This window comes from uncultured Tateyamaria sp. (genome assembly GCF_947504105.1).
Classification (GTDB): Bacteria; Pseudomonadota; Alphaproteobacteria; order Rhodobacterales; family Rhodobacteraceae; genus Tateyamaria.
Genome location: NZ_CANNGP010000013.1, coordinates 45,762 through 71,634 on the forward strand (window position 1 = coordinate 45,762; position 25,873 = coordinate 71,634).

Here is a 25,873-nt window from a genome sequence, read left to right on the forward strand (position 1 = left end):
ATTTTGCTATGCCGTGCAGAGGAGTCGTCAGGTTTTTCCTGTCGGAAAACAGCTGGAAACCGCATCGGTTTCCGTTTGCCCGCCTCTTGCCTTTCAAAGCGCCAAAGCCCGCGTTAGAACCAAGCCATGACCGTTGACACCACACCGCCCAAACCCGTTGTTCTGTGTATCCTGGATGGCTGGGGCCTGCGCGAGGATGAAACAGGTAACGCCCCCAAACTTGCCCGCACCCCCACCGTTGATCGGATCATGGACACGTGTTCGCATGCGACCCTGATCACCCATGGTCCGGATGTGGGTCTGCCGCGCGGTCAGATGGGCAATTCGGAAGTGGGTCATACCAATATTGGTGCCGGTCGCGTGGTGGCGATGGATCTTGGTCAGATTGATCTGGCGATTGAGGATGGCAGCTTTTTTCGCAATCCGCGCCTTGCCGACTGGATTGCCGGGATCAAGGAAGCTGGCGGTCGGGCACACCTGATGGGTGTCCTGTCAGATGGCGGCGTGCATGGACACATCGACCACATGATCGCCGCGGCCAAGGCCTGTACCGATGCGGGCCTGCCGGTGGTGATCCATGCCATCACCGATGGGCGTGATGTGGCCCCAAAATCGGCCCTGACCTATCTGGAGCAGTTACACGATGCGTTGCCTGCAGGTGCGCGGATTGTGACGCTGACGGGCCGCTATTTTGCGATGGATCGCGACAACCGTTGGGACCGGGTTGAAACGGCCTTTGCCGCGATGGTGCGGGCCGATGCGCATATTGTTGAGAGCGCTCAGGCGGCGATTGAAGCCGCCTATGACGAAGGCAAGACCGATGAATTCATCCCGGCTGCTGTCATGGATGGCTACAAGGGCGCAAAGGATGGCGATGGGCTGTTCTGCCTGAATTTCCGGGCTGACCGTGCACGCGAGATCTTGGCCGCGCTGGGCGATCCCGGTTTTGACGCCTTTGCGCCCGAAGGTCGCCCCGCGTGGACCGGACTGATGGGCATGGCGGATTACTCGGAAGATCACAAAGCCTATATGACCACCGTTTATCCCAAACCCGAGATCGTGAACACGCTGGGCGCGTGGGTGGCCAAGGCCGGACTGCGCCAGTTCCGGCTGGCCGAGACCGAGAAGTACCCGCATGTGACGTTCTTCCTGAATGGAGGAGAGGAGAAGCCAGAGGATGGAGAGGATCGTGCGATGCCGAAATCTCCGCCCGTTGCCACCTATGACCTGCAACCCGAGATGTCGTCCGTCGAAGTGACGGACAAGTTCATTGCGGCGATCAAGGACGGCTATGACCTGATTGTCGTGAACTATGCCAACCCGGATATGGTCGGGCACACCGGCGATCTGGATGCGGCCATTGCGGCGTGTGAAGCGGTGGATACGGGGCTGGGCCGCGTGTTGCCCGTTCTGGAGAAGGCCGGAGGGGCGATGATCCTGACTGCGGATCATGGCAATTGCGAAACGATGATTGATCCTGACACGGGTGCTCCGCATACCGCACATACCACGAACCTGGTCCCAGTCGCATTGATCGGTGCAGCAGGTGCGTTGAGGGACGGCAAGTTGGCTGATCTGGCACCGACGATCTTGCAGCTCATGGGCTTGGGGCAACCGGCTGAGATGACGGGCGTTAGTCTGATCGAATGAGAGCGCTGGCCGCAATCCTCCTGTCTTTCTTTGCGCTTCCACTTTCAGCGCAGGAGGATGCAGGTAAACTTGCCCGCGACGCTGGCGCGCAGCTTGAGGCCGCTTCTATCCGTTTGTCGGAGGCTGACAGCGCGCGTAACCGTGTTCGCGCTTTGACTGATACCGTGCACGCCTATGAATCCGGGCTCGTGGCGATGCGGGCGGGCTTGCGGCGGGCATCGATACGAGAGGCGCAGCTGCGCGGCCAGCTTCAGGCCCGCGATGAGGAAATCGCGCAGCTTGTTGCCGTTTTGCAGACCTTGACTCCAAACCAGTCGCCCACCGCCTTTCTGCACCCAGGTGGCCCCAATGGAACAGCGCGCGCGGGGATGCTGCTGGCCGAGTTGACCCCGGCGCTGAACCAGCGTGCAAGCAAGTTGCGACAGAACCTCAGCGACGTGGAAAGCCTACGCATATTGCAGGAGCAAGCCGCCAAACAGCTACAAACTGGTTTGTCAGAGGTCCAGACAGCGCGTTCTGCTCTGAATCAGGCCATGGCCGAGCGGACGGACCTGCCGCAACGGTTCACAGAGGATCCGGTGCGGACTGCGATCTTGATCGCGTCGGCCGAAACGTTGGACGCGTTTTCGAGCGGACTGGCAAGCATCGCCGAGGGGGATGCGGGATGGACACCTCCGCAGATTGATGACCTGATCGGCGAATTCCCAATGCCCGCACGCGGCGTGATCCTGCGGCGCGCCGGTGAACCGGATGCGGCTGGCATCACCCGCCCCGGTGTTCTGCTGGCGACCCGCCCCGGCACGTTGGTGACGTCACCAACCGCGGCCACATTGCGCTATGTCGGCCCGCTTTTGGACTTCGGCACGGTCACCATACTTGAGCCACGTCCAGAGACCCTGATCATCCTTGCGGGGATGACAGTCAGCTACGGCAAGACGGGGCAGATCATCGCAGCCAGCACCCCTTTGGGCCTGATGGGCGGATTTCCGGCACAAAATGGCGCATCAACAGGTGGTGAGGGGGGTGGTGCTGATCGCTCGGAAACGCTCTATATAGAAGTAAGAGAGAGTAATGTGCCAATGGACCCACTCACGTGGTTCAGCACCGAACAGGATGGATAAGCTGGAATGAAGAAATTCGTGATGGCCGCTTTGGGCGGGACTCTGGCAGGTGCAATCGCCACGACGCAGGTTGCAGGCCCGCTTTTGGCGCAAGAAGGCGCCGCGAATGCAACCGTGTATGAACAACTGGATTTGTTCGGCGACATCTTTGAACGCATTCGGAACCAATATGTCGAGGATGTGGAGCCCGGTGAACTGATCGAAGCTGCCATTGACGGCATGCTGACGTCGCTTGATCCACACTCCAGCTATCTGTCGCCGGATGATGCCGCGCAGATGCAGGTGCAGACCCGGGGCGAGTTTGGCGGCTTGGGCATCGAAGTGACTCAGGAAGAGGGGTTCATCAAAGTTGTTTCGCCTATCGACAGCACCCCCGCTGCCGAGGCCGGGATCGAAGCGGGCGACTTCATCACCCATGTCGATGGCGAGTCGATGCTGGGCCTGACCCTGGACGAGGCCGTGGATCGTATGCGCGGCCCGGTCGGATCCGAGATCATTGTTACCGTCGTTCGCGAAGGCGAGAATGAGCCTTTTGATGTATCTATCATTCGGGACACGATCGAGTTGCAGGCGGTGCGCAGCCGGACCCAGGGCGATACGGTTGTGTTGCGTGTGACAACCTTCAACGACAAGACTACGCCAAACCTTGTGTCCAAGCTGGAAGAAGAGGTTGAAACGCTTGGTGGCATGAACAGCGTCAATGGATTTGTTCTGGATTTGCGCAACAACCCTGGTGGACTGCTGACCCAGGCCATCCGCGTGTCGGACGCATTCCTTGAAAAGGGCGAGATCGTATCGACCCGTGGACGTGATCCAGTAGATGGCGACCGTTTCAATGCGACGCCGGGCGATCTGGCGCAGGGCAAACCAATCGTTGTGCTGATCAACGGGGGGTCGGCGTCGGCTTCCGAGATTGTGGCGGGGGCCCTGCAGGATCACCGTCGGGCGATCGTTGTCGGCACCAAGAGCTTTGGCAAGGGTTCGGTTCAGACGGTTATGCCATTGCGTGGCGAAGGTGCCATGCGTCTGACCACGGCGCGTTACTACACACCGTCCGGACGGTCGATTCAGGCGCTGGGCGTGAGCCCCGACATCATTGTAGAGCAGCCCCGCCGCAGCCCCACGACCGAGGAAGAGGATGAACCGGCAAGCGCAGTGGGTCCCCGGACCGAAGGCGATCTGCGCGGTAGTCTCGACAACGACTCGTTGACCGACGATCAGGTGCGCCAGATCGAGGAAGATCGCGCAAAGGCGCAAGCGGCGGCTGATCTGCGGGAAGAGGATTACCAGCTGGCCTATGCCATCGACATCCTGAAAGGTCTGAACGCACTGGGGCCGGTCGAAGAGGACCGCAGAGCAAGTTCCAAGTGATCAGAGTGCGCGGTGGATTGGTCCACCGCGCCCCAATCATACGAACGAAACCCGTTGACCAATCAAACGCAGCGGATGCCTCCAGTGAATTGGGCCAGCGGCTGAAATGATCATGGATGTAGACATTCTCTACACGCTTGCGAGGCAAGGACGTAGGGCTTTAGGTCAAGATGGGTGTTCCAGTAAACATGTCGAAGTAGGCGGAAAGAACGATGCCTGCTTGCAAATCAACAGACGCAACTGAGAATACGGACGGTTGATTGGATTTGACCGCGCTTCCGACCGTGTTGAAAAGCCACCAAGCGCGCCTGATGCCGCTGTGTGGGGTGAACATGGCGGCAGCGGACACGTTGATCGTCATCATCAGCTTCTTGGCACACTAAAGGGTGATGGCGTGGCTGAAATTCTTCAGGCCGCTTCTGACGTCAGGCGCCAATCGCACTGCAAATTATCCAATCCCAATAGTACGGGATACGGTGCATCTCGGTGACCACGAGTTCAATTTTCAGACAGGCGACACGTCCCCCCGGCGAGGGTGCGGATCAAATCCACGACCCGTTCCATGCGCCGATAGTAGTCACTGATGGTCTGCTGTTCTTCGGGTATGCGACTGACGTCCGCATCGTCACCTGACACGTTTGCAATGAATCTGTAGTATCACGCAGTTAAAGCATAACCTCGTGCGGTGTCAGTTTGCTCCAGTCGAACGTTACACCGACGCCTGGAACGTCCGGCGCGACAGCAAGATGGTTCTCGATCACCAGAGGGCGGGTCGTGTAGCGGTCGATGGGGAAGCTGTGCACTTCGAGCCATCCGCCATGCGGTTGGCTTGCCACCAAAGAGACATGCAGCTCCTGCATTCCGTGACTGCAGACCGGAATGCCGTGGTTTTGCGCCATCTCTGCCACCTGCAGCCAACCGGTGATCCCGAGGCAGTTGGACGCGTCGGGTTGGATGAAATCGACATGGGGCAGGGCGCGTCGGAACTCGTGCATCGTGTGCAGATTCTCACCCTGTGCCACCGGCATGCCTGTAGCTTCGCGGATGCGTGCGAAATCTTCGTAAAGGTCGGGTTCAATGGGTTCTTCGAACCATGTGATGTTCTGATCCTTGACCGCATTTGCTATGCTAATGGCCTGATCGGGCGTCATGGAATAGTTCGCATCAACCATGAACGTGACATCGGGGCCGATGAGGTTGCGGACGGCCTTGATCCGTTCGACGTCTTCGGCTTCGGTCGGTTGGCCGATCTTGATTTTGACTGCGTTGTGGCCCCGTGCGAGGTAAGTACGGATGCTGTCGAGCAGCTTGGGCAGGTCGAAGCCCAGGTCGATGCCGCCCGCATAGGCCTTGCAGCGGTCAGACGCACCGCCAGCGGCCTGCACCAGTGATTGCCCCGTACCGTTCAACCGCGCATCCCACAGGGCGATGTCGACGGCTGAGATGGCGAAGCTTAGGATACCGCCCCGGCCTACATAGTGCAGGTGGGCGTCCATGGCGTGGGTGAGCTGTTCCACGTTCTCCGCGTCTTTCCCGATCAGGAAAGGCGCGAGGTCGTGGGTGATCATGGCCGCCGTTGCGTGCCCGCCCCGCCCGCCATTGTAGGTGTACCCGGTGCCCGTACGCCCATCGTCCAGCGTGACTGTTGCCGTGATCAGATGGAAATGGCTGTGATCGCCGTGCTTGGCGTCGACGAGGATTTCGTCGAGTGGCACGGCGAAGAGCCGTGCGGTGACGTCGGTGATCTTAGCCATTGAGATGTTTGGTTTCCGGCACGGGTGTGATCACCAGCCCGTTGTCGAGATGGCTGATGAGGTTGTCGACGACCAACGTGCCCATCGCGGCGCGCGTTTCATGCGTGGCGCTGCCCACGTGGGGCAGAAGGATGACGTTGGACATGGTCTTGAGCGCGTCGGGGATTTTGGGTTCTTCCTCGAACACGTCGAGGGCGGCGTATCCGAGCTTACCGGATTGGAGGGCGGCGACCATCGCGGCCTCGTCAATCACCGAGCCGCGCGAGACGTTGATGAGCGTCCCGTCCGGTCCTAACGCTTCGATTACGTTGGCATTGACAATGTGGTGCGTCGAGGGGCCGCCGGGGGTGATGCAGATGATCACCTCGACCGCCTTTGCCATGTCCACGAGGTTGGCGTGGTAGGTGTAGGGCACGTCCCTTTCGCTGCGGGTGTGATAGTGGATGTCGGCGTCGAACGCTTTGAGCTTGTCCGCGATGGCCTGGCCGATGCGCCCGAGACCGAGGATGCCGACGCGCCGGTTGTCGGCGCTGCGTGATAGGGGTGCGTTGCCGTTTTTCTCCCAATTGCCGGAGCGGGCGTGCGCCTCGTCCGACAGGAAACTGCGGAAGCTGGTGAGCATGAGCATGATCGCCGTCGTTGCCACCTCGGCGTTCAGCACGTCGGGCGTGTGGGTGACGATGATGCCCCGTTCGATGCAAGCGTCGGTGTCGATCGCGTCGTAGCCCACGCCATAGCTTGCAGCGACCTTGGCGTTTGTGCACTTGGCAAGGATATCCGCAGGCACGCCGTCATGGCCGTTGGTGACGATGTGGGTGATCGCCTCTGCCGGATAATCGCCGCTGGCCTGATGGATGGTGAACCGTTCGGACAGACGGTCACGCATGGTATCGGTGATGCCGCCAATTTGCAGAAGATCAGGCATCCTGTTTCACCTCTTGCCGTTGGGTGCCGAGGCCAGCGATTTCCAGTTCCATGACGTCGCCCACCTTAAGGTAGGTTTTCGGGTTCATCCCGTCGCCCACACCCGGAGGGGTGCCTGTGCTGATCACGTCGCCGGGGTGCAGGGTGAAGAGTTGGCTGAGGTGTTCAATGATCTCGGCCACGGAAAAGATCATGGTGGCGGTGTTGCCTGTCTGCATCCGCTGGCCGTTGACCGACAGGCTCATATCGAGCGCTTGCGGGTCGGGGATTTCATCGCGCGTCACGAGATACGGACCCGTAGGTCCATAGGTGTCGCAGGATTTACCCTTGGTCCATTGGCCCGTCAGGTTCTGCTGGAACTCGCGTTCCGACACATCGTTGACGATGCAATAGCCAGCCACGTAGTCGAGCGCGTCGGCCTTGGAGACGTATTTGCAGGTCTTGCCAATGACAGCACCCAGCTCGACCTCCCAATCGGTGCGCTTGGAACCGCGCGGCATGACCACATCGTCATTGGGGCCGACGATCGCCGAGTTCGCCTTGAAGAACAGGATGGGATGCTCGGGGATCGGCAGGCCCTGTTCGGCGGCGTGGTCGGAATAATTAAGGCCGATGCACAGGAACTTGCCGATATTGCCGACACAGGGGCCGATGCGGGTGGAGCCGTCGACCGCTGGCAAGGTTGCCGGGTCGATGGCGCGGAGTTTGTCGAGCGTCGCGTCGTCCAGTGTTGCGCCATTGATGTCGTCCACGTGACCGCTCAGGTCGCGCAGCGTGTCGCCGTCGAGTAGCCCTGGTTTTTCGTGACATGCGTCACCGTATCTTACGAGTTTCATATGGCGGCCTCTCAGTGGTTGTCGCGCGGCATGTGTTTGCGCGAGATGTCTTGGTATTTGGTTGCGCCACGCAGAGTCATGCCTTCGTCAAAGCGGCCCACATAGTCGCGGAAGATCTCTTGCCATGGGCTTTGGTTTTCGGGGACGGGGTAGCCGCCTGCGGCCATGATCGCTTCGGCGCGCGCCTGAAGCGTGGTGTCGTCCACCAGCATATCGGCGGTGCATTTCTTGAGGTCGATGCGCACGCGGTCGCCGTTTTCCAAGAGTGCCAGGCCGCCGCCATCCGCTGCCTCGGGCGAGGCGTTGAGGATTGAGGGCGAACCTGAGGTGCCGGATTGGCGACCGTCACCGACGCAAGGAAGCGCCTGAATGCCTTTTTTCAGCAGGTAGGACGGCGCGCGCATGTTCACGACTTCGGCCCCGCCGGGGTAGCCCTTGGGGCCCGCGCCACGCATGAAGAGGACGCAGTTTTCGTCGATCCCTTCGGCTTCGTCGTCGATGCGGTGGTGGAAGTCCTCGGGTCCGTCGAAGACCACGGCACGCCCTTCGAACGCTTCGGGGTCGTCGGGATTGGACAGGTAGCGGTTGCGGAATTCCTCGGAAATCACAGAGGTTTTCATGATCGCGCTGTCGAAGAGGTTGCCCTTGAGGTTGATGAACCCGGCTTCCGCTTTCAGCGGGTCGGACACCGGCTTGATCACCTCGGTATTCTCGCTGCGCAGATCGGCGCAGTTTTCCCGCATCGTCTTGCCGTTGGCAGTGATGACGTCGGGGTGGGGCAGGAGGTCGGCAGCGATGAGTTCGCCGATAACTGCCGGGACGCCGCCGGCGTGCTGGTAGTCTTCGCCCAAGTATTCGCCTGCGGGCTGGAGGTTCACCAGAAGCGGCACGTGGTGGCCGTGTTGCTGCCAGTCGTCGTTGTTTAGCGGCACGTCTAGGTGCTTGGCCACGCCGTTCAGGTGGATGGGTGCGTTGGTTGACCCGCCGATCGCGGAGTTGATGACGATCGTGTTCTCGAACGCTTCGCGCGTCATGATGTCGGAGGGGCGCAGGTCTTCCCACACCATGTCGACGATGCGTTTGCCGGTCTCGTAACTGATCTGGCTGCGCTCGCGGTATGGTGCCGGGATGGCGGCGGAGCCAGGCAGTTGCATGCCGAGCGCTTCCGCCAGCGAGTTCATCGTGGTGGCCGTGCCCATTGTGTTGCAATAGCCGACGGAGGGGGCGGAGGAGGCGACGAGTTCCATGAACCCTTCGTCGTCGATCTCTCCCTTGGCCATCATCTCGCGCGCTTGCCAGACGATGGAGCCGGAGCCGGTGCGTTCGCCGCGGAACCAGCCGTTGAGCATGGGTCCGACCGACAGGGCAACGGCTGGAATGTTGACGGTGGCAGCGGCCATGAGGAGAGCGGGCGTGGTCTTGTCACAACCGATGGTCAGGACAACGCCGTCGAGCGGGTAGCCGTAGAGGGTTTCGACGAGGCTCAGATAGGCGAGGTTGCGGTCGAGCATGGCCGTGGGGCGCTTGCCGGTTTCCTGGATCGGGTGGACTGGGATTTCGATGCAGGTACCGCCTGCGGCTACGATGCCGTCGCGCACACGTTTGGCGAGTTCGATGTGGTGCCGGTTGCAGGGCGACAGGTCGCTGCCCGTTTGCGCGATGCCGATGATCGGCTTGCCGGATTGCAGCTCTTCCCGCGTCAGCCCGTAGTTCAGGTAGCGTTCAAGGTAGAGCGCGGTCATTTCCGGATTGTCCGGGTTCATGAACCATTTGCGGGAACGCAGGTCTTCTATTCCGATCTTCTTCTTGGTCATTGTCCTGACCAGCCTCCATCAATGATGTGGGTGTGTCCTGTGGTGAATGCGCTTTCGTCGCTGGCAAGGTAGACGACGAGGGCGGCAATTTCTTCGGCTTTGGCCACGCGGCCCATGGGTTGGCGGGCGACGAATTGTTCCATGGCCTTATCGTAGCTGCCGAGCTGCTCGCCCAGTGCCTTGACACGGTCGTGCCAGCTGGGGCTTTCGACGGTGCCGGGGCAGATGCAGTTACAGCGGATGCCTTGGGTGATGTAGTCCACGGCGACGGATTTGGTGAGACCGACGACGGCGGCCTTGGTCGTGCCGTAGATGAAGCGATTGGGCGCGCCGATGATGGACCCGAGGGCGGACGACATGTTGATGATCGAGCCGTTGCCGCGCTCCAGCATCCCCGGCAAGGCGGCGCGGATGGTGTGGTACATGGACCGAACATTCAGATCGAAGGCGAAATCCCATTCATCATCCGTGCTGTCCATGATCGTGCCGTGATGCACGAAACCTGCGCAGTTGAACAGGATGTCGGGTTGGGCCTTGGCCACCCCGTCCCGAATGCTTGCTGCATCACGCGCATTGAGAGGGAAAGCATCGATGTTTGCGTGGTCAAGTGTGCTTAAAGCGTCGGCGTTGATATCGGTGGCAAAGACATGTGCCCCTTCGTTTGCCATCGCCAACGCGCTTGCACGGCCGATCCCTTGGCCCGCTGCGGTCACAAGTGCGCTCTTTCCGTCAAGACGGCCCATGCACTCCTCCCTATTCGATCAGGTGTTGCGCAGCCCGAAGGTCTGCGTTTTGGTGTTAGCGTAGGACAAGCTGTGGGTGTTGACCAGACGTCACGGCAAAATCGGAGGATTGTCATGGCGTTCGAGAATGTGGCCCTGTTAGGCACCGGGTTAATGGGCTTTCCCATGGCGCGGAATCTGACGCGGGCCGGTGTGCCGGTCACCGTTTGGAACCGGACGCAGGCGAAGGCGGAACCACTCGCGGATGAGGGTGCAGCGGTAGCGGCCAGCACGAATGCCGCCGTGACAGGGGCGGATGTCGTTATTTCGATTATGAGCGATGGTCCCACGGTGCTGTCTGTCATTGCCGAGGTATCGCCCAGCCTGTCCAGGGGCGCGTTGTGGATCGACATGTCATCGACCAAACCGACAGAGGCACGCAAGGCCCGTGCGCTGCTGTCAAAGGTGGGTGTCGGATTTCTGGATGCGCCAGTTTCCGGCGGAACCAAGGGGGCCGAGGCGGCGTCCCTTGCCATCATGGTTGGTGGTGAAGCTGCTGACTTCAATCGTGCGCGCCCGGTCTTCGAAGAGATGGGTCGGCCTGTGCATGTCGGCCCCACCGGATCTGGGCAATTGTCGAAGCTCTGCAACCAAGCGATTGTCGCAGTGACTATCGGTGCTGTGGCTGAAGCGATGCTGCTGGCCGAGGAGGGGGGCGCGGACCCTGCCGCGCTACGCGCCGCGTTGAAAGGTGGCTTCGCTGACAGCACCATTCTGCAGCAGCATGGTGAACGCATGACCACTGGTAACTTCGAGCCCGGAGGACTGTCGAAGTTTCAACTGAAAGATCTGGACAACGTATTGGTCGAGGCATCGGCTGCTGGTGTGACCCTGCCCATGGTGCGGGACGTCCGCGATCGATTTGCCCATTTCGTCGATCATATGGACGGCGCGGACCGGGATCATTCTGGGCTGTATCTTGAACTGAAGGCACGGCAGGGGGATCGCGCATGAAGCGCATACTGATTCTTGGCGGCGGCGGCATGGTCGGTCAGAAGTTGGCAAAGAGGCTTGAAACGCAAGGACTGACCGGTTTTGGTGATTTCACCGTGACTTTGCACGATTTGGGGTTTGCCGAAGACGCTGTGGGTGACGACAAGCGCGTCGGTAACCTGTCGGTTCTGGCAGAGGGGGCGGCTCTGGCGGCTGAGCGGTTTGACGTGATCTTTTTCCTCGCTTCCATCGTGTCGGGTGAAGCGGAGACGAATTTTGATTTAGGCTGGCAAACGAACCTTTGGCCGATGTGGCATTTCCTTGAGGCGCTACGGGCACAGCACCGGGCTACGGGCGGCGCTTATGTGCCTCGGGTGATCTTTACCTCATCGATTGCGGTCTTTGGCGGGCCGTACCCGGACAAGATTGGGGACGAGTTCCTGACCTCACCCCAGACCAGCTATGGCGCGCAGAAGGCGGCGTGTGAGCTGTTGGTCCAAGACTTTTCTCGCAAGGGTTTCATTGACGGCATGTCGCTGCGGTTGCCGACAATCTGCGTACGGCCCGGCAAGGCGAACCTGGCCGCATCGTCGTTCTTTTCCGGGATCATTCGCGAGCCGCTGAACGGGTTGGAGGCCGTCCTGCCCGTGGACGACACTGTGCGCCACTGGCACGCGTCACCACGGTCGGCGGCGGGGTTCTTGGCCCATGCTGCCGTTCTGGACACAGATCGGCTTGACGGGCGGCGGGCGTTGAACTTGCCGGGGTTGAGTTGCACCGTGGCGGAAGAGATCGAGGCGCTGCGTGACGTCGCTGGCAACAACGTTGTGGCGCTGATCAAGCCGCAGCGGGATGAGGCTGTGGCAAAGATCGTCGAAGGCTGGCCGCGCAACTTCGCTCCGGACCGCGCGACCGCATTGGGCTTCGAGGCAGAGAAAACGTTCCGCGAGATCATCGATGTTTACATTGAGGACGAGTTGGGTGGCCGTTAACCCGCCCGTGCAGCATAGGTGCGGAGCATGTGGGCGTCATAAAGCGGCATCGCCATGACCTCGTCCCCAATGACTGTCGTGGCGGGGGAGAGGTAACGTACGCCGGGTGCTCCGGTTTTGCATTGCGGACCTACAGTCAGACCTTTTGAGACTGGACAGGTTCCGATCAGGCCCTGGGCGAGCATGTTTTCGGTCAGAGGGTCGTAGTGAGAGGTCGGCCCGGCGCCCGCACAGTTTATGACAAATCCGGTGCTGTGCACTATCTCGCCTCCGCCAGCGTCGACGATCCGTACTTTGGCCCCATCTGGCCCATGCTCAATGGCTTTGACTGCGCCTTTAATCATCCGTGCACCGCCCTCTTCAACCAGCCTGTGCATGTCCATGATCGTGTCTCGCGTGCCGCCTCGCAACCAGAAGCGCAGCTGCGCCGGGACGCGTCGGGCCTGATCTGCATCATCGATGTAGTTGGTGAGCGGATTCGCCAGGAAATGCGCGCGAAAGCCTGCCCGGATCTCACGCATTTCGTCTCCGGCCTTTTGGGCCAAATCAATCTCGCGCTGGACTTCGGCCAGGAAAGTTTCAGCCGCGCCATGCCCGGATGACAGATTGGGGCGGGTCAGTTTGCGGGGTAAACGGGGGACAAGCGCCGCGGGAATTTCACCATCAGGGGCGCAGGCAACAAAGCGCAACTGTTCTTCGGGGATCAGGCTTTGACACAGGCGCAGCACATCAAGCATCGCCGCATTCCCACCGATGCAGAAAACCTCGGCTCCACGTTTGATGTGTTCCGCGATCTCTTCCTCGTTTCCAAAGACGCTTGGGACGGCAAATGCGCCGTCATCGCCTTCGATACGCAGAGTGGACGGACCGCCGGGAGCAACGTCCACGGCTCGGGCTGTGATCGTGCGACCGGCTTCGGTCTGGACAGTCGTGCCATCTGATCCGCTTTGCAGGGTGAGGGCACAATCGTTGATCAAGGTCACGTGTACACCCCGATCCCTGTGGCGCGCCAAAGCCTCTTTGGCCTGTTCCTCCATGAAATCACCGTAGAATTCGCGGGGTGCATTTACGCCATAAACATCCCCTGCATTCACCAGTGGTTGCGCCGCTGCCATCCAATTCGGGGCGCGTCCCGACATCGTCTCGGCCACCATGCCCCAGCGGTCGGAAAGCCAGCGGGCAAAGGTCGGGTCGATGTCGTCCGCAGGCGAGTTGAGCAAATAGGCGTATCGCCACGGCGTGCCGGCTGTGCCCTTTGCATATGCGGCACCTCGGCCAAGTTGAGACGCGTTCCGCCCCAGCACGACGAGGTGATCTCCGGCGTCAAGGCTGCATTGTTCGACGAAAGCGAGGGCAGTGATTCCATCTCCCACGACGAGGCGGGTCGCCTTGCTTGGCGTTTTGGCGTGTGGGTCGCGCATTTTTAGCTACTGCCTGAATTCGGGGTTGGAGTGGCGTAGGGTGTTAGGCAGCGAAAGGGCGAAGGTCAACGCGACCTGCGTGCAGGCTGTGGATCGCCGTTGCGTCAGGCCGGTTCGATCTGGTCCGCATCCATCAGGTGCCTCGCCAGATGATCGTGAATCTTCTGTCGGGTCAGATCTTCGTCCCCGGCCATCGCAGCATCCAGAATATGCTGATGGTGCATTATGTTGTTCGAGATGAAATTGAAGTCACGGTCCTCCACCATCAATTGCTGGCGGAACCGGCAGTACACACGGTGATGGGTATCGATCAGGGTCTGCGATCCGCAGGCCGAAATGAGCGTTTCATGGAACTGTGCTTCGGCCCCGAACCACAGATCGACAAAAGGTGATCGGTCGGTCGCGGTGTTCAGCCGCATTTCAAGGTGGCTGAGCTGGTGATGGGCGGCAGTCAAACGGGCCTCCCACGCGACACCGCCGCGCCGGATCGACATCACTGTACCTTCGGCCTCAAGGAGCACACGGAGATGCGTCAATTCGTGAATCACTTCCCGCGATTTTTTCGGAACGCGGAAACCGCGCTGTTCCTGAAACTCAACCAGACCTAGAGTCGACAGTCTGAACAACACCTCCCGAATCGTGCTGGCAGAGCAGCCAAACTCCTGTCGCAGATGTTCGGCGCGTACCTTTTGCCCATGCTCAAAAGCGTTCGTCATGAGGCGATAACGCAGGGTTTCGAAGATGTCGGTATCGTAGGGCATGGGTCGTATGAACTCGTGAAGTGCCTCCTTCGATAAATCACGAAATCTCGAAATTCCATCAAAATCTCAAAAATAGCTCTAATTTCATTTTTCTGTTGTCCGATGGGGGCAACTACGCATAGCCTTCCCTCACGACACAACAAGGTGGGCGTTCGAACCTGCCAGGTGCACACACATAAAATGTCAGGGAGGATGACATGACATTTCTGAAGAAGGCGGCCTCGGTCGCCGCCGTAGCTGCACTCGCAGCCACCACAGCGCTGACAGCGTCGGCAGAAACAACGAAGCTACGGATCCAGACTCATTATGCCCCCGAGACGGTCTCGGGCAAGCTCGCCGCGCAATATATGGAAGACATCCAGACGATGTCGGGCGGCGAGATCGAAGTCGAGATGTTCTACAGCTCTTCCGTCGTGAAGTCGGTTGAGACGTTCGATGCGGCCGCAACTGGTATCCTGGACTGCGATATGACTGGTGCTGGCTATCAAGTCGGCAAGAACTCGGCTTTCCAGTTCGTGGGCGACATCATGGGTGGCTATTCGACACCATACCAGCAGCTGTCGTGGCTGTATTTTGGTGGCGGTCGCGAAGCTGCGGCACCTCTGTACAACAAGTTCGGCATGGAGCTGATCGGCTGGTGGGTGTACGGTCAGGAATCCTTTGCATCCTCCAAGCCGATCGAGAAAGTCGCAGACTTCAAAGACTGGAAATTCCGGTCGCCCCCCGGCATGGAAACAAAGATCTTTGAAAAACTGGGCGCGTCGCCCATCGTGATGGACTTTACCGAGATCTTTACCGCGCTGGAAACAGGCATCATCGACGGTGCGGACGCTTCGGGTCTGGCCAACAACGTGGGCTTGGGTCTGTATGACATTGTGAAATATGCCAACTTCCCTGGTTTCCACTCGATGCCGTCGGATCACCTGGCGTGCAACAAAGCCGTTTTCGACGCGATGCCTGAATCGCATCAGCGCATCATGAAGGTGGCCATGGAAGCGCTCGCTCTGCGCACCGCACTGACCTTCGAGAAGAAGAACGCCGAAGCTGCAGCCCAGCTGCGGGAGCAAGGCGTGACGCTGAGCCAGTGGGCACCTGAAGAGCTGGCCAAGTTCCGTGCTGCCGCACAGGCCACATGGCCTGAGTTCGCAGACACGCCTGAAGCCAAGGCGCTGGTCGAAGCACACCTGACCTACCTCGGTCAATTGGGCCTCGTCTCTGAGTAAGCGACCCTTTGGGGTCCCGCCACGCGGGGCCCCAAGTCACCCGCCGCAAATCAAGGCAAGATGCGCGCGGGTTTTTTCATACCATAGGGGGATTTCGCGATGCAGGTGCGCTCCGGCACTCCGATAGAGTGGCTTGTGCCATTGGCATTCATCTTTTGCGCGGGCTGGGTAGTCTGGCACATGCCAGCCTTCACGCTCGACTTCTATCCCCCAACCGACGAATCCCAGTTCGATAAGTTATCGGCTCTATTCAAACGCAATGATGTCACCCCCAATATGGGCGGGCTGTTCGGCGGCTTTGCTGACATCGTGGACTGGCTTGCTGCCATAGGTGTTGTTGCCTTCGGGTATCTCGGTATCCGAACTGTGCAGCGTGCAGGCATGGAATTTGAAAGCTGGCGTGCTGCGGACCGATTGGCCGTCTTCATCGGGCGCGTCACTATGATGTTGATCGTGCTTCTGACCAGCGTGATGCTGTACGAAGTGATCCTACGCTATGTGTTTGAGGCACCAACGCTCTGGGCCAATGAACTCAGTCTGTGGTTGGCGGGCTTTGTGTTCCTCTGCGCAGGCCTTTATGCCATGCAGCAGCGCAGCCACATTCGCATTGTTCTTTTGTACGACGCGGTTCCGCGCTCGGTGCAACGGATCTTCGACACTATCTCGACCGTGCTTATCGTCGTCTTCGCTTTCTTCCTGATCTACGGAGGGTATGGCGAGGCGTTCGACAAGTTCTACCGTTGGGAGACCTTCGGTACCGCCTTTGACCCGCCCATTCCCGCCACGATGAAGCCAATGGTGCTGTTTGTCGTCGGCATGGTGGCTATTCAGGCTGTCATCAACCTGGTCTCTGATTGGAATGCCGAGGAAGTGCATTACGGGGGCGAAGACCTTGATGAAGAAGAGATCGAGCGCATCAAGGCGCAAGTTGCAAACGAAGGGGTCGGCGACCTCGACGTGACCGGCCAACACGTGTCGACAAAGGACTAAGCCCATGGATATCGGTACTATTTCGCTTGTCCTGATGCTGGGGCTGATCCTTCTCCTTGCTATCGGAATGCCCCTTGGTCTGGCCTCTGCCATCCTTGCGGTGGGCGTGCTGGTCATGAAATTCGAGCCGGAGCTGTTGCTCGCCCCATGGACTTTTGGTGACGGCATTCTGACCGGACGACCGGGGGCAGGGCCGCTCAATATCCTTGCCCAGCGAATATACGGGCTCTTAACGGACTATGTCCTCATATCCATTCCGCTCTTCATCTTTATGGCAGCATTGCTGGAACGCTCGGGCATCGCGAAAGAGATGTATTCGTCCCTGAACATCTGGCTGAACCGGACCCGGGGCGGCATCGCCATTGTGACATCCATCATGGCCGTCATCATGGCTGCGATGTCAGGTATTATCGGGGGCGAAGTGGTCCTGTTGGGGTTGATCGCTCTGCCACAGATGCTGCGGCTTGGCTACAATCAGAACCTCGCCATCGGGGTAATCTGCGCGTCGGGTTCCCTTGGGACGATGATCCCGCCATCGATCGTGCTGATCATCTACGGTCTGATCACCGAAACCTCGATCAAGGCATTGTTCACGGCGTCCTTCATCCCCGGGTTCATGCTGGCGTCGTTCATCATCATCTACATCATCATTCGCACACAGCTGCGGCCCGAAGATGCGCCTCTGCCCGGCCCGGTCGAAGGCGAGCCGCAAGGGCGTGAAAAAACAGCTCTGTTCTTTGCTTTCCTGAACGTGGTTGTCGGCGGGTTTTCGGCAGCCTTGTTCCTGCGCGCCAGTTTCTTTGAATTCTCTGGCTCGAATGCAGACAACACGGGTGATGCGGCGTTCTGGGGCACCGCCGAATACATCGGTATCTTTGGCGGTATGCTGGCGGTGAGCGTTGTTTTGGCCCTGTTCGTATTTGGCCGGACCCGTACCGCGTTGGGCTGGTCGATGGGTAAAGGTCTTGTGCCGCCCATCGTTGTGATCGGGGTTGTCATGGGGTCGATCTATGGCGGTATCACCGGCATCACTGAGGCTGCAGGTATGGGTGCCATGGCCGTGTTCGTGATCGCCTTTCTGCGCGGCGAGGCGTCGTTCGATCTTGTGTGGGAATCGCTGATGCGCACACTCAAGTCCACGGGAACGATAATCTGGGTGACCATTGGTGCTACGGCCTTGGCCGGGGCCTATACCATCGCAGGCGGTCCAACATATGTGGCCGATTTCATTGTCGGGTCCGAACTGCCGACCATGCTGGTCATCCTGATGATGATGGTGATCCTGCTGTTCATGGGCGCGTTCATGGATTGGGTGGGGATCGTGTTGCTCATCATCCCTGTGTTCCTGCCAATCGTACTGAAGTTGCCGATTGACGAGATTGGCCTGTTTGGTGAACTGAACCCGCGCCATGTGGCGATCTGGTTCGGGGTTGTGTTCTGTATGAACATGCAGGTGTCGTTCCTGTCCCCGCCCTTTGGTCCTGCTGCGTTCTACCTGAAATCCGTGGCACCGCCGCACATCAAGTTGACTGACATCTTCAAAGGGTTCCTGCCCTTTATCGGCATCCAGCTGATTGCCCTGTCGGTACTGCTGATCTGGCCGCCGATCATCTCGATCTTGCTCTAGGGGTTTGTGGCGTGGACTACATTCGCCTTGATCCGTCCGACACCGTTGTCACCGCCACCCGCGCCCTCGCGGTTGGCGTGGATATCGAGGATGTGCGCACCCGTTCACTGATCCCGTCTGGTCACAAGGTTGCGACCCAGCGCATCGCCAAGGGCGCGCCAATCCGGAAATACGCACAGATTATTGGGTATGCCGCGGAACCGATTGCGCCTGGTGATCATGTGCACACCCACAACGTCCAGTTTCGTGCGACAGATCAATCCTACGAATTTGCGACGAACCTGCGGCCTGTCCCCGCTGTTACACCGGACATGTTCATGGGCTACCGGCGCGAGAACGGGCAGGTTGGCACCCGGAATTATGTCGCCATCGTCACGTCAGTGAATTGCTCGGCCACCGCTGCACGGATGATTGCGGGGCATTTCACGCCCGAGCTGCTTTCCGACTATCCGAATGTGGATGGTGTTGTTGCCTTTGTGCACGGCACCGGCTGTGGCATGGCAGACAGTGGAGACGGGTTCGAGGCATTGCAGCGCGTCATGTGGGGCTACGCTCGTCATCCCAACCACGCCGGTGTGCTAATGGTCGGCTTGGGGTGCGAGATGAACCAGATCGACTGGCTGCTCGAAGCTTATGGTCTAAAGCAGGGGCCGTTATTCCAGACGATGAACATCCAGTCCGTGGCCGGACTGCGCAAGACGGTCGAAAAAGGGATCGAGAAAGTCGCCGCGATGCTGCCGCTGGCCAATCAGGCGACACGGCAGCCTTGCCCGGCATCGGAGCTAAAGGTGGCGTTGCAGTGCGGTGGATCAGATGCGTGGTCAGGGATCACGGCAAACCCGGCGCTGGGCTATGCTACGGACTTGCTCGTGGCACAGGGCGGCACAGGGGTGTTGGCCGAGACGCCTGAAATCTACGGAGCTGAGCATCTGTTGACCGCCCGCGCCGTCGATCAGGCGACCAGCGAACGGCTCATTGATCTGATCCGCTGGTGGGAGGACTACACAGCCCGCAACAAGGGCTCGATGGATAACAACCCCAGCCCGGGCAACAAGGCGGGCGGACTGACCACGATCCTCGAAAAGTCTCTTGGGGCTGCGGCCAAGGGCGGCACCACGCCCCTGACCGGAGTTTACAAATACGCTGATATCGTGCGGGCACGTGGCTTCACCTTCATGGATTCGCCGGGCTATGACCCGGCCTCTGTCACAGGGCAGATCGCGGGGGGGTGCAACCTCGTCTGCTTCACCACCGGGCGTGGGTCGGCCTTTGGGTCGAAACCCGCGCCGACGATCAAGGTCGCGACGAATACGGAAATGTATGGCCGCATGATCGAGGACATGGATGTGAACGCGGGCGCGATGCTAAGCGACGGCGTGTCGCTAGAGGACAAGGGGCGCGAGATTTACGACCTGTTCTTGCGCGTCGCTTCAGGTGAAATGTCGAAATCCGAGGCGCAGGGCCTGGGCGACTATGAATTCGTGCCGTGGCAGATCGGGGCGGTGATGTGATGGAGTGCCTGACTGCTGATCAAAGAGCGCAATACGAGCACCAAGGCTACCTGCTGGTCGAAAACCAGGTACCAGAAGAGTGGTTGAGCAAGATCCGGGCCGAGATTGTGCGGTTCGAGGCCGAGGCGGCCATGATGACCAAAAGCAATGACCGGCTTGATCTGGAAGACAGTCACACGGCGGCGGATCCCCGTCTAAGGCGGATCAAGCTGCCACACACCATCTCGGACGTTGTGCAGGAGTTGATGTATTCGGATCACGTCCTGGCCCCGGCCCGGGATCTGATCGGACCGAACCTGCGGCTCCACACCACAAAACTGAACATGAAATCAGCAGGTTATGGTGCCGCAGTCGAATGGCATCAGGACTACGCATTCTATCCTCATACCAACGATGATATTTTAGCGATTGGTATCTGCATCGACAACATGGCCGAAGAAAATGGCCCGTTGATGGTATTCCCCGGCTCGCACAGGGGGCCTGTGTACGATCACCATGTTGACGGTGTGTTCGCCGGGGCGATGCTACCCGAAGCGAACGGGTTAGACATGGCAGACGCGGTTGCGCTGACCGGGTCAGCGGGGTCGATCAGTATTCATCACGGGCGGATCGTGCATGGGTCGGCGCTAAACACCTCGGACAGGGCGCGACGTATCCTGTTCTACGAGATGATGGCGGCGGATGCGTTTCCGATCATGGGCAGTATGACCAAGTGGGACGGGATCGAAGACTACAACACGCGCATGCTGTGCGGTGAACCGACCCTGACTCCGAGGCTGAAGGACATCCCGATCCGTATCCCGCAACCGCAGCCGGATGTGCCGATCTCGATCTATGAAATTCAGAAGGGGTTGAAGACACGCGCCTTCGACACCATTGGCAAAGAGGACACGTGACATGAGCAAACCGACAATCGGATTTATCGGCCTGGGCCTGATGGGTGGCGCCATGGTGGGACGCTTGCAGGATCAGGGATATGACTTGACCGTCATCGCCAACCGGACGCGCACATATGTTGACCGCGCGGTTGAACGTGGCGCGACCGAGGTGACAACGGCCAAGGCGGTGACTGAGGCAAGCGACATCGTTATGCTGTGCATGGACACATCCGCCAATGTCGAAGCGCGGATGCGGGGGGCTGATGGCGTCATTGCAGGGTTGAAACCAGACGCTGTCGTGATCGATTTCGGCACGTCGCTACCCGGTTCGACACGCACGCTAGGGAACGAAGTGGCCGCCGCTGGCGGACACTATCTGGATGCACCGCTGGGTCGAACGCCCGCCCACGCGGTTGATGGTTTGCTGAACATCATGTGCGCCGGTGACGAAGGGGCGTTCAACACCGTACGCCCCGTGCTGGACGATCTGGGCGAAAACGTCTTTCACCTCGGAGCCCTTGGATCCGGGCACACCATCAAACTGATCAACAATTTCTTTGGCATGACCGTCGCTAACGCGATGGCTGAAGCCTTTGCGATGGCTGATGTTGCCGGGGTGTCACGGCAAGAGTTGTACGATGTCATGGCCGCTGGCCCACTGAGATCCGGAATGATGGATTTTGTGAAGGGTTATGGCGTTGACGGGGACCCGAACCAGCTGGCTTTTGCCATCAAGAACGCGGCCAAGGACGTTGGATACTATGCACAGATGGCGTCGGATGCGGGTGTCGAGTCGGTGATGTCGAAATGTGCTCTGGGCGCGTTAACGGACGCGCGGGACAATGGCCTGGCCGATGACATGGTGTCACAGATGGTCGACTACTACGCCGACCGGTTTAACGGCTAAAGGTGGCCATCGCCGCACATCCAACCGAGGACCGCGCCGCGCTTGGCATCGCCATGACGCTTGGGGCCTACGCCTTCTTCACCCTTATCGATACGACGGTGAAGTGGCTGTTGCTGGCAGGATTGCCTGCGTTCCAGTTGGCGTTCATGAGGTATTTTCCGCACTTCCTGATTTCGACCGCGCTCTTGCTGCGCAAAGGCGTGCGATGGTCCAGCTTTCAATCCGCGCATATGGGGCTTGTACTTCTGCGCGGGTTACTGCTGGCGTCGGCCACGTTGTTCAATTTCATCACCCTGAACTATCTGCCGTTGACGGTGGTGGGATCGATCATGTTTTCCGCCCCCATCATCGTGTGTCTGCTGAGTTGGCCGCTGTTGGGAGAGCGTGTGGGGCCGTGGCGATGGTTTGCTATTGTACTTGGGTTTGCGGGTGTGTTGGTGGTGATCCGCCCCTTCGACGCAACCTTCCATGCCATTGCGATCCTGAACGTCTACAACGCGTTTTCGCTGGCCTTGTATTCGATCATCACCCGCAGGATTTCGGGCGTTGTCGCGGCCGAGACGATGCAGTTCTGGATGGGGGCTTTTGGCGCTGCGACGCTGGCGCCGCTGGCCTGGATGGTATGGACCACACCCGATACATGGTTGCAGTGGGTTTTGATGATCGGGCTGGGTGTCTGGGGTTGGGCGGGGCACGAGATTTTCTCGCGCGCGCACGCCTATGCGCCGGCCAATACGTTGATGCCATACACCTACAGCTTCCTGCTGTATCTAGCGGTTGCAAGTTACCTCGTCTTCGGTGATGTGCCGGACGGTTGGACCCTGATTGGAGCGTCAATCATTGTTGTCTCGGGCTTGATAATTTGGCGGCGCACGGCACGAAAGGACACTGTATGAAAATTGCGGCCATAGGCGAGGCGATGATCGAGCTGTCGATGGACGACGCAGAGGCGGCAGTGCGCGTAGCTGGTGATACGCTGAACACGGCCATCTACCTCAAACGCAGTGCGCCTGACTTGCAGGTCGACTATGTGACGCGCCTTGGAACGGATGCCTTTTCGGACCGGATCGTTGCAGCGATAGAGGTCGAAGTTATCGGCACCCACGCGGTTGAGCGTGATCCAGACGGGACGCCTGGCCTCTACGCCATCACGACTGATGCCAAGGGCGAGCGTAGCTTTACCTACTGGCGCGATAGTTCTGCCGCGCGGATGGTTTTTGTTACGCCTGAAGGTCCGGACTTTTCCGTTCTTGAAGCCTACGACGTGATTTACACGTCAGCGATCACCTTGGCGATCATGCCTGCTGCGACACGCGCTGCATTGATCAATTGGCTGCACGGTTTTCGGCAGGCTGGCGGACGCGTGGTTTTTGACAGCAACTACCGGCCACGGCTGTGGGAGGATCAGGATACAGCGCGCCAGGTGGTTGCGGCGATGTGGGAACTTTGCGACATCGCGTTGCCGTCGATTGATGACGAGATGGATCTTACAGGTGAAACTGCCGACGCGGTTGCGGCACGATTTCTCGCTCTCGGCCGCTCAGGCGCTTTGAAGCGTGGAGAGATTGGCCCGCTTTGCCTTGAGACCGGTACGTCCGGCACCTACCCCGTTGCATCCAAAGTGGTGGACACGACAGCAGCAGGTGACAGTTTCAACGGCGCGTATTTGGCGGCTGCTCTGACCGGGGCCCCGCAAAATGACGCGTTGCGTGCGGGGCACGATCTGGCGTCGCGCGTTATTGCACATCGGGGTGCAATCCTGCCCCGCTAGGCCCCGATCACGGCGCGGAGCGCGGCGTCGGGTTTTGACGACTGGCAGGCGACAACAAGGTCGTCCGCTCGTGGGTCGTCAAGTGAACGATTGGTCGCGACCTCGGCCTGAACAAAGGCCACCCAAGCATCCAGAGCGGCTTGAAGTGCCGGGCTCGGCGATACGCCCCGGTCTGCCAAAGTTGACAGAACTCGGATGGGCAATTTCTGGCTGCCATCCATTGCAATCTGCCGCAACCGGTGATGCAGGTTGGGGTTCTCGAACCGCTTAATCAACGCCTTGGCATAGGCACCTGCTTGCTGCCGAAGGCTACCGGGCAGTGTTTCCGCCGCTTCGCGCATCAGGGCTTGCGTGGTGCGGCGCAACTCGGCATCCGCAATCGCCTCGTGTACATAAGTGTGCCCGCGTAGGACCCCCGCATAGGCGAGGAACGAATGCGCACCGTTCAACATCCGCAGCTTGCGCATCTCGTGTGGGGCAACGTTATCGACCCATTGCACGCCCGGCCAATCGGGTCTTGTGGCTGCAAACCTGTCTTCGATGACCCACTCGGTGAAGGCTTCGGTCGGGACAGCCATCGGATCATCAGCCTCGACTCGGATGGCGTCGGTCGTAGCCGGGGTGATGCGATCCACCATACAGGACGGGAACGTGATGGCATCCGGCAGGCTCAGCTGTGCTGCTATGGCGAAGTCTCGAACGGCGCGCTCCAGTTTTGATCCATTGTCTGGCAGGTTGTCACAACACAGAACGGTGACGGGTGACCTGCGTTGCGCCAGGCTGCGGGTCAATGTGCCGACCACGGTTGTAGCCTTGTCTTGCAAATCGGCCTGAACATCCTCAGACGTCAAATCAAGACGTCCATCCGCAGTCAAATGATACGCCTTTTCCGTCACGGTCAGTGTGATGACAGCAAACTGATCTGAGGCGATAACATCAATAACGGCAGCTGGGTTCTCCGACGCGACCAGCATGTCAGAGATGCAAGTGATCGGTTTGATCGACATACCGCCTGCATCCTTTATCACAAGGCTGTAGTCGTAATCCTGCGCCGCCAGCCCGTCCCGGATGGTTGCTGATCGAAAGCTGACACCGGTGATCTGCCAGCCCGGCGTGTCCTGCGTGTAAGCGGCGGCGTGGGCGCGGAAGAAATTGCCGACGCCCAAATGAAGAATACCTGGCATCGGTCAGTCCAATTTGTACGTGCTGCGCGCAAGATCAGTCGCCAGCAGGCGCGCCATGTGATCTGCGGTCTTGATGTCGAAATACCCCCGCTCAATCTGCGCCGCCAAATGCCGCGAAACCGCCCGCCGCCAAAGATCATGCCGCGCGGGGATCGACAGGAAAGCCCGGGTATCATCATTGAAACCTGCAAGGTTGTAGTAGCCTGCCGTCTCAACCACCTGATCCAGATAGCGGGCGATGCCAGCAGCGCTGTCATGAAACCACCACGGCGGACCGATGCGCAGGCAGGGCCAGTGCCCGGCCATCGGTGCCAGTTCGCGGGCATAGGACGTTTCGTCCAGTGTGAATAGGATAAGGGTCAACCGCGGGTCATTGCCCACGCGATTGAGCAGGGGTTCCAGACCGCGTACCCAGTCCACGGCAACGGGGATGTCAGTCCCCTTGTCTGGTCCGAAGCTGTCGAACAGTGCGTGGTTGGTGTTGCGCCGACTGCCTGCATGCAGCTGCATGACAAGCCCATCATCCAGCGACATCTGCGCCATTTCGATCAGCATGTGCCCGTGGAAGGCATCTGCCTTTGACATGTCCCCCGAGATAAGCGCGCCATAGGTGTCTGCGGGGTTGTCCAGCCAAACAGTCTGCGGAACTTCTATGGCGTGATCTGTCGCTGTGGCGCCCAAAGACTTGAACATGGCGCGGCGTTGGCGCAGAGCCGCCACGAAGCCATAATATGAGGATGTATCCTGATTTGTGATCGCACCCAGCGATGCGATACCTGACGCCCAACCGTGTGCACGCGGGTTAAGAAGCGCATCGGGCCGGAATGTCGGTACCATGCGCCCGTCCCACTCGCTGTTTGCAATTTCTTTATGGTGCGAAAGCGGATCAAGCGCCGCATCCGTGGTGGCCAGAACCTCGATCCCGAACCGATCAAACAGGGCGCGCGGACGATTGGCCGGATCTGCGAGCCACGCTTCGATATGGTCATAGATTGCATCTGCCGTATCGACCCCCAAAGGCAGGGCGCAGCTTAGCGTCTCACGCAACACGTATTCGATCCACAGCTGGCTGGGGGTACCGAGAAATAGGTGCCAATGTGCCGCAAACAGTCGAAAGACTTGACGTGGATTGCGGTCCTCGGCACTTACGCCAACCCCTAGCTTTTCAAGCGGAACGCCCTGCGAATACAGCATCCGAAATACGTAGTGATCCGGTATGACCAGCAACTCGGCAGGATCGGCAAAGGGCTGGTTTTCGGCGAACCACGCGGGATCGCAATGGCCATGCGGTGAAACGATAGGTGCGTGCCGAATCCCGTCATAAATCTCGGCCGCTTTGCCAGTCAGTTCGAGCGCCATGCCTGCCCCTTTCCTTTTTCTGCAGACTAGCACGAATGCCCCTTGGCGCATGTGCAAAATGCCG

23 protein-coding genes are annotated in these 25,873 nt (G+C 59.5%); 13 read left to right on the forward strand and 10 right to left on the reverse strand.

Going from position 1 to position 25,873, the window contains the following annotated elements; genetic code table 11:
- Positions 1-126: 126 nt before the first annotated feature.
- From gpmI to Q1A75_RS10375, 3 genes are read left to right on the forward strand one after another with little or no spacing between them, the layout of a single operon-like run.
- A complete protein-coding gene (gene gpmI, locus Q1A75_RS10365; protein WP_299550798.1) occupies positions 127-1,650 on the forward strand; it encodes a 2,3-bisphosphoglycerate-independent phosphoglycerate mutase in 1,524 nt (507 codons plus the stop codon).
- Positions 1,647-2,771, forward strand: a complete 1,125-nt coding sequence (locus tag Q1A75_RS10370) for a peptidase M23 (RefSeq protein WP_299550800.1) — start codon at positions 1,647-1,649, stop codon at positions 2,769-2,771. Before gpmI ends, Q1A75_RS10370 begins: the two co-directional genes overlap by 4 nt.
- Positions 2,772-2,777: 6 nt before the next feature.
- The gene (locus tag Q1A75_RS10375; RefSeq protein ID WP_299550802.1) at positions 2,778-4,142 is read left to right on the forward strand and encodes a S41 family peptidase; all 1,365 of its coding nucleotides are present in this window, start codon (positions 2,778-2,780) and stop codon (positions 4,140-4,142) included.
- Positions 4,143-4,302: 160 nt separating this feature from the next.
- On the opposite strand, the gene Q1A75_RS10380 is transcribed toward Q1A75_RS10375, so the two are convergent.
- The 6 genes from Q1A75_RS10380 to Q1A75_RS10405 form a co-directional block, all read right to left on the reverse strand.
- Positions 4,303-4,503 (reverse strand): hypothetical protein, encoded by a 201-nt coding sequence (locus Q1A75_RS10380; RefSeq protein WP_299639797.1) that lies wholly within the window; start codon positions 4,501-4,503, stop codon positions 4,303-4,305.
- Between the two features lie 304 nt (positions 4,504-4,807).
- Positions 4,808-5,896, reverse strand: coding sequence for a mandelate racemase/muconate lactonizing enzyme family protein (locus Q1A75_RS10385; protein WP_299550806.1), 1,089 nt, complete (start codon positions 5,894-5,896; stop codon positions 4,808-4,810).
- Entirely contained in the window at positions 5,889-6,821 is a 933-nt protein-coding gene (locus Q1A75_RS10390) for a 2-hydroxyacid dehydrogenase (protein ID WP_299550808.1), read from the reverse strand. Before Q1A75_RS10390 ends, Q1A75_RS10385 begins: the two co-directional genes overlap by 8 nt.
- Positions 6,814-7,656, reverse strand: a complete 843-nt coding sequence (locus tag Q1A75_RS10395; protein ID WP_299550810.1) for a fumarylacetoacetate hydrolase family protein — start codon at positions 7,654-7,656, stop codon at positions 6,814-6,816. Before Q1A75_RS10395 ends, Q1A75_RS10390 begins: the two co-directional genes overlap by 8 nt.
- A gap of 11 nt (positions 7,657-7,667) precedes the next feature.
- Positions 7,668-9,470, reverse strand: coding sequence for an IlvD/Edd family dehydratase (locus Q1A75_RS10400; protein WP_299550812.1), 1,803 nt, complete (start codon positions 9,468-9,470; stop codon positions 7,668-7,670).
- A complete protein-coding gene (locus Q1A75_RS10405) occupies positions 9,467-10,213 on the reverse strand; it encodes an SDR family oxidoreductase (RefSeq protein ID WP_299550814.1) in 747 nt (248 codons plus the stop codon). The genes Q1A75_RS10400 and Q1A75_RS10405 overlap by 4 nt, the downstream gene beginning before the upstream one ends.
- Before the next feature lie 114 nt (positions 10,214-10,327).
- Between Q1A75_RS10405 and Q1A75_RS10410 the strand changes: the two genes are divergently transcribed.
- On the forward strand, positions 10,328-11,206 hold the full coding sequence (locus tag Q1A75_RS10410) for an NAD(P)-dependent oxidoreductase (RefSeq protein WP_299550816.1): 879 nt from the start codon (positions 10,328-10,330) through the stop codon (positions 11,204-11,206).
- On the forward strand, positions 11,203-12,177 hold the full coding sequence (denD, locus tag Q1A75_RS10415; RefSeq protein WP_299550818.1) for a D-erythronate dehydrogenase: 975 nt from the start codon (positions 11,203-11,205) through the stop codon (positions 12,175-12,177). The genes Q1A75_RS10410 and denD overlap by 4 nt, the downstream gene beginning before the upstream one ends.
- Here denD and Q1A75_RS10420 read toward each other — a convergent pair.
- Both Q1A75_RS10420 and Q1A75_RS10425 read right to left on the reverse strand, forming a co-directional pair.
- Positions 12,174-13,598 (reverse strand): FAD/NAD(P)-binding protein, encoded by a 1,425-nt coding sequence (locus Q1A75_RS10420; RefSeq protein WP_299550820.1) that lies wholly within the window; start codon positions 13,596-13,598, stop codon positions 12,174-12,176. The genes denD and Q1A75_RS10420 overlap by 4 nt on opposite strands.
- 104 nt (positions 13,599-13,702) lie before the next feature.
- Complete coding sequence (locus tag Q1A75_RS10425; RefSeq protein ID WP_299209628.1) at positions 13,703-14,359, reverse strand: GntR family transcriptional regulator; 657 nt, start codon at positions 14,357-14,359, stop codon at positions 13,703-13,705.
- 197 nt (positions 14,360-14,556) lie between these two features.
- On the opposite strand from Q1A75_RS10425, the gene Q1A75_RS10430 reads away from it, so the two are divergent.
- From Q1A75_RS10430 to Q1A75_RS10465, 8 genes are all read left to right on the forward strand, one after another.
- A complete protein-coding gene (locus Q1A75_RS10430; protein ID WP_299550822.1) occupies positions 14,557-15,582 on the forward strand; it encodes a TRAP transporter substrate-binding protein in 1,026 nt (341 codons plus the stop codon).
- 180 nt (positions 15,583-15,762) lie between these two features.
- Positions 15,763-16,572: a TRAP transporter small permease gene (locus tag Q1A75_RS10435; RefSeq protein ID WP_299550824.1), complete on the forward strand. Its 810-nt coding sequence runs from the start codon at positions 15,763-15,765 to the stop codon at positions 16,570-16,572.
- A 4-nt stretch (positions 16,573-16,576) separates the two neighbouring features.
- Complete coding sequence (locus tag Q1A75_RS10440; RefSeq protein ID WP_299550826.1) at positions 16,577-18,199, forward strand: TRAP transporter large permease subunit; 1,623 nt, start codon at positions 16,577-16,579, stop codon at positions 18,197-18,199.
- A gap of 11 nt (positions 18,200-18,210) precedes the next feature.
- Positions 18,211-19,710 (forward strand): altronate dehydratase family protein, encoded by a 1,500-nt coding sequence (locus Q1A75_RS10445; protein WP_299550828.1) that lies wholly within the window; start codon positions 18,211-18,213, stop codon positions 19,708-19,710.
- The gene (locus Q1A75_RS10450) at positions 19,686-20,606 is read left to right on the forward strand and encodes a phytanoyl-CoA dioxygenase family protein (RefSeq protein WP_299550830.1); all 921 of its coding nucleotides are present in this window, start codon (positions 19,686-19,688) and stop codon (positions 20,604-20,606) included. Before Q1A75_RS10445 ends, Q1A75_RS10450 begins: the two co-directional genes overlap by 25 nt.
- 1 nt (position 20,607) lies before the next feature.
- On the forward strand, positions 20,608-21,495 hold the full coding sequence (locus tag Q1A75_RS10455) for an NAD(P)-dependent oxidoreductase (protein WP_299550832.1): 888 nt from the start codon (positions 20,608-20,610) through the stop codon (positions 21,493-21,495).
- A 2-nt stretch (positions 21,496-21,497) separates the two neighbouring features.
- Entirely contained in the window at positions 21,498-22,391 is an 894-nt protein-coding gene (locus Q1A75_RS10460; RefSeq protein WP_299550834.1) for a DMT family transporter, read from the forward strand.
- On the forward strand, positions 22,388-23,266 hold the full coding sequence (locus Q1A75_RS10465; protein WP_299550836.1) for a sugar kinase: 879 nt from the start codon (positions 22,388-22,390) through the stop codon (positions 23,264-23,266). Before Q1A75_RS10460 ends, Q1A75_RS10465 begins: the two co-directional genes overlap by 4 nt.
- Here the strand turns inward: Q1A75_RS10465 and Q1A75_RS10470 are convergent.
- Positions 23,263-24,450, reverse strand: a complete 1,188-nt coding sequence (locus Q1A75_RS10470; RefSeq protein ID WP_299550838.1) for a mannitol dehydrogenase family protein — start codon at positions 24,448-24,450, stop codon at positions 23,263-23,265. The two genes, Q1A75_RS10465 and Q1A75_RS10470, sit on opposite strands and share 4 nt — an antisense overlap.
- A 3-nt stretch (positions 24,451-24,453) precedes the next feature.
- The gene (uxaC, locus tag Q1A75_RS10475; protein ID WP_299550840.1) at positions 24,454-25,809 is read right to left on the reverse strand and encodes a glucuronate isomerase; all 1,356 of its coding nucleotides are present in this window, start codon (positions 25,807-25,809) and stop codon (positions 24,454-24,456) included.
- Positions 25,810-25,873 lie beyond the last annotated feature (64 nt).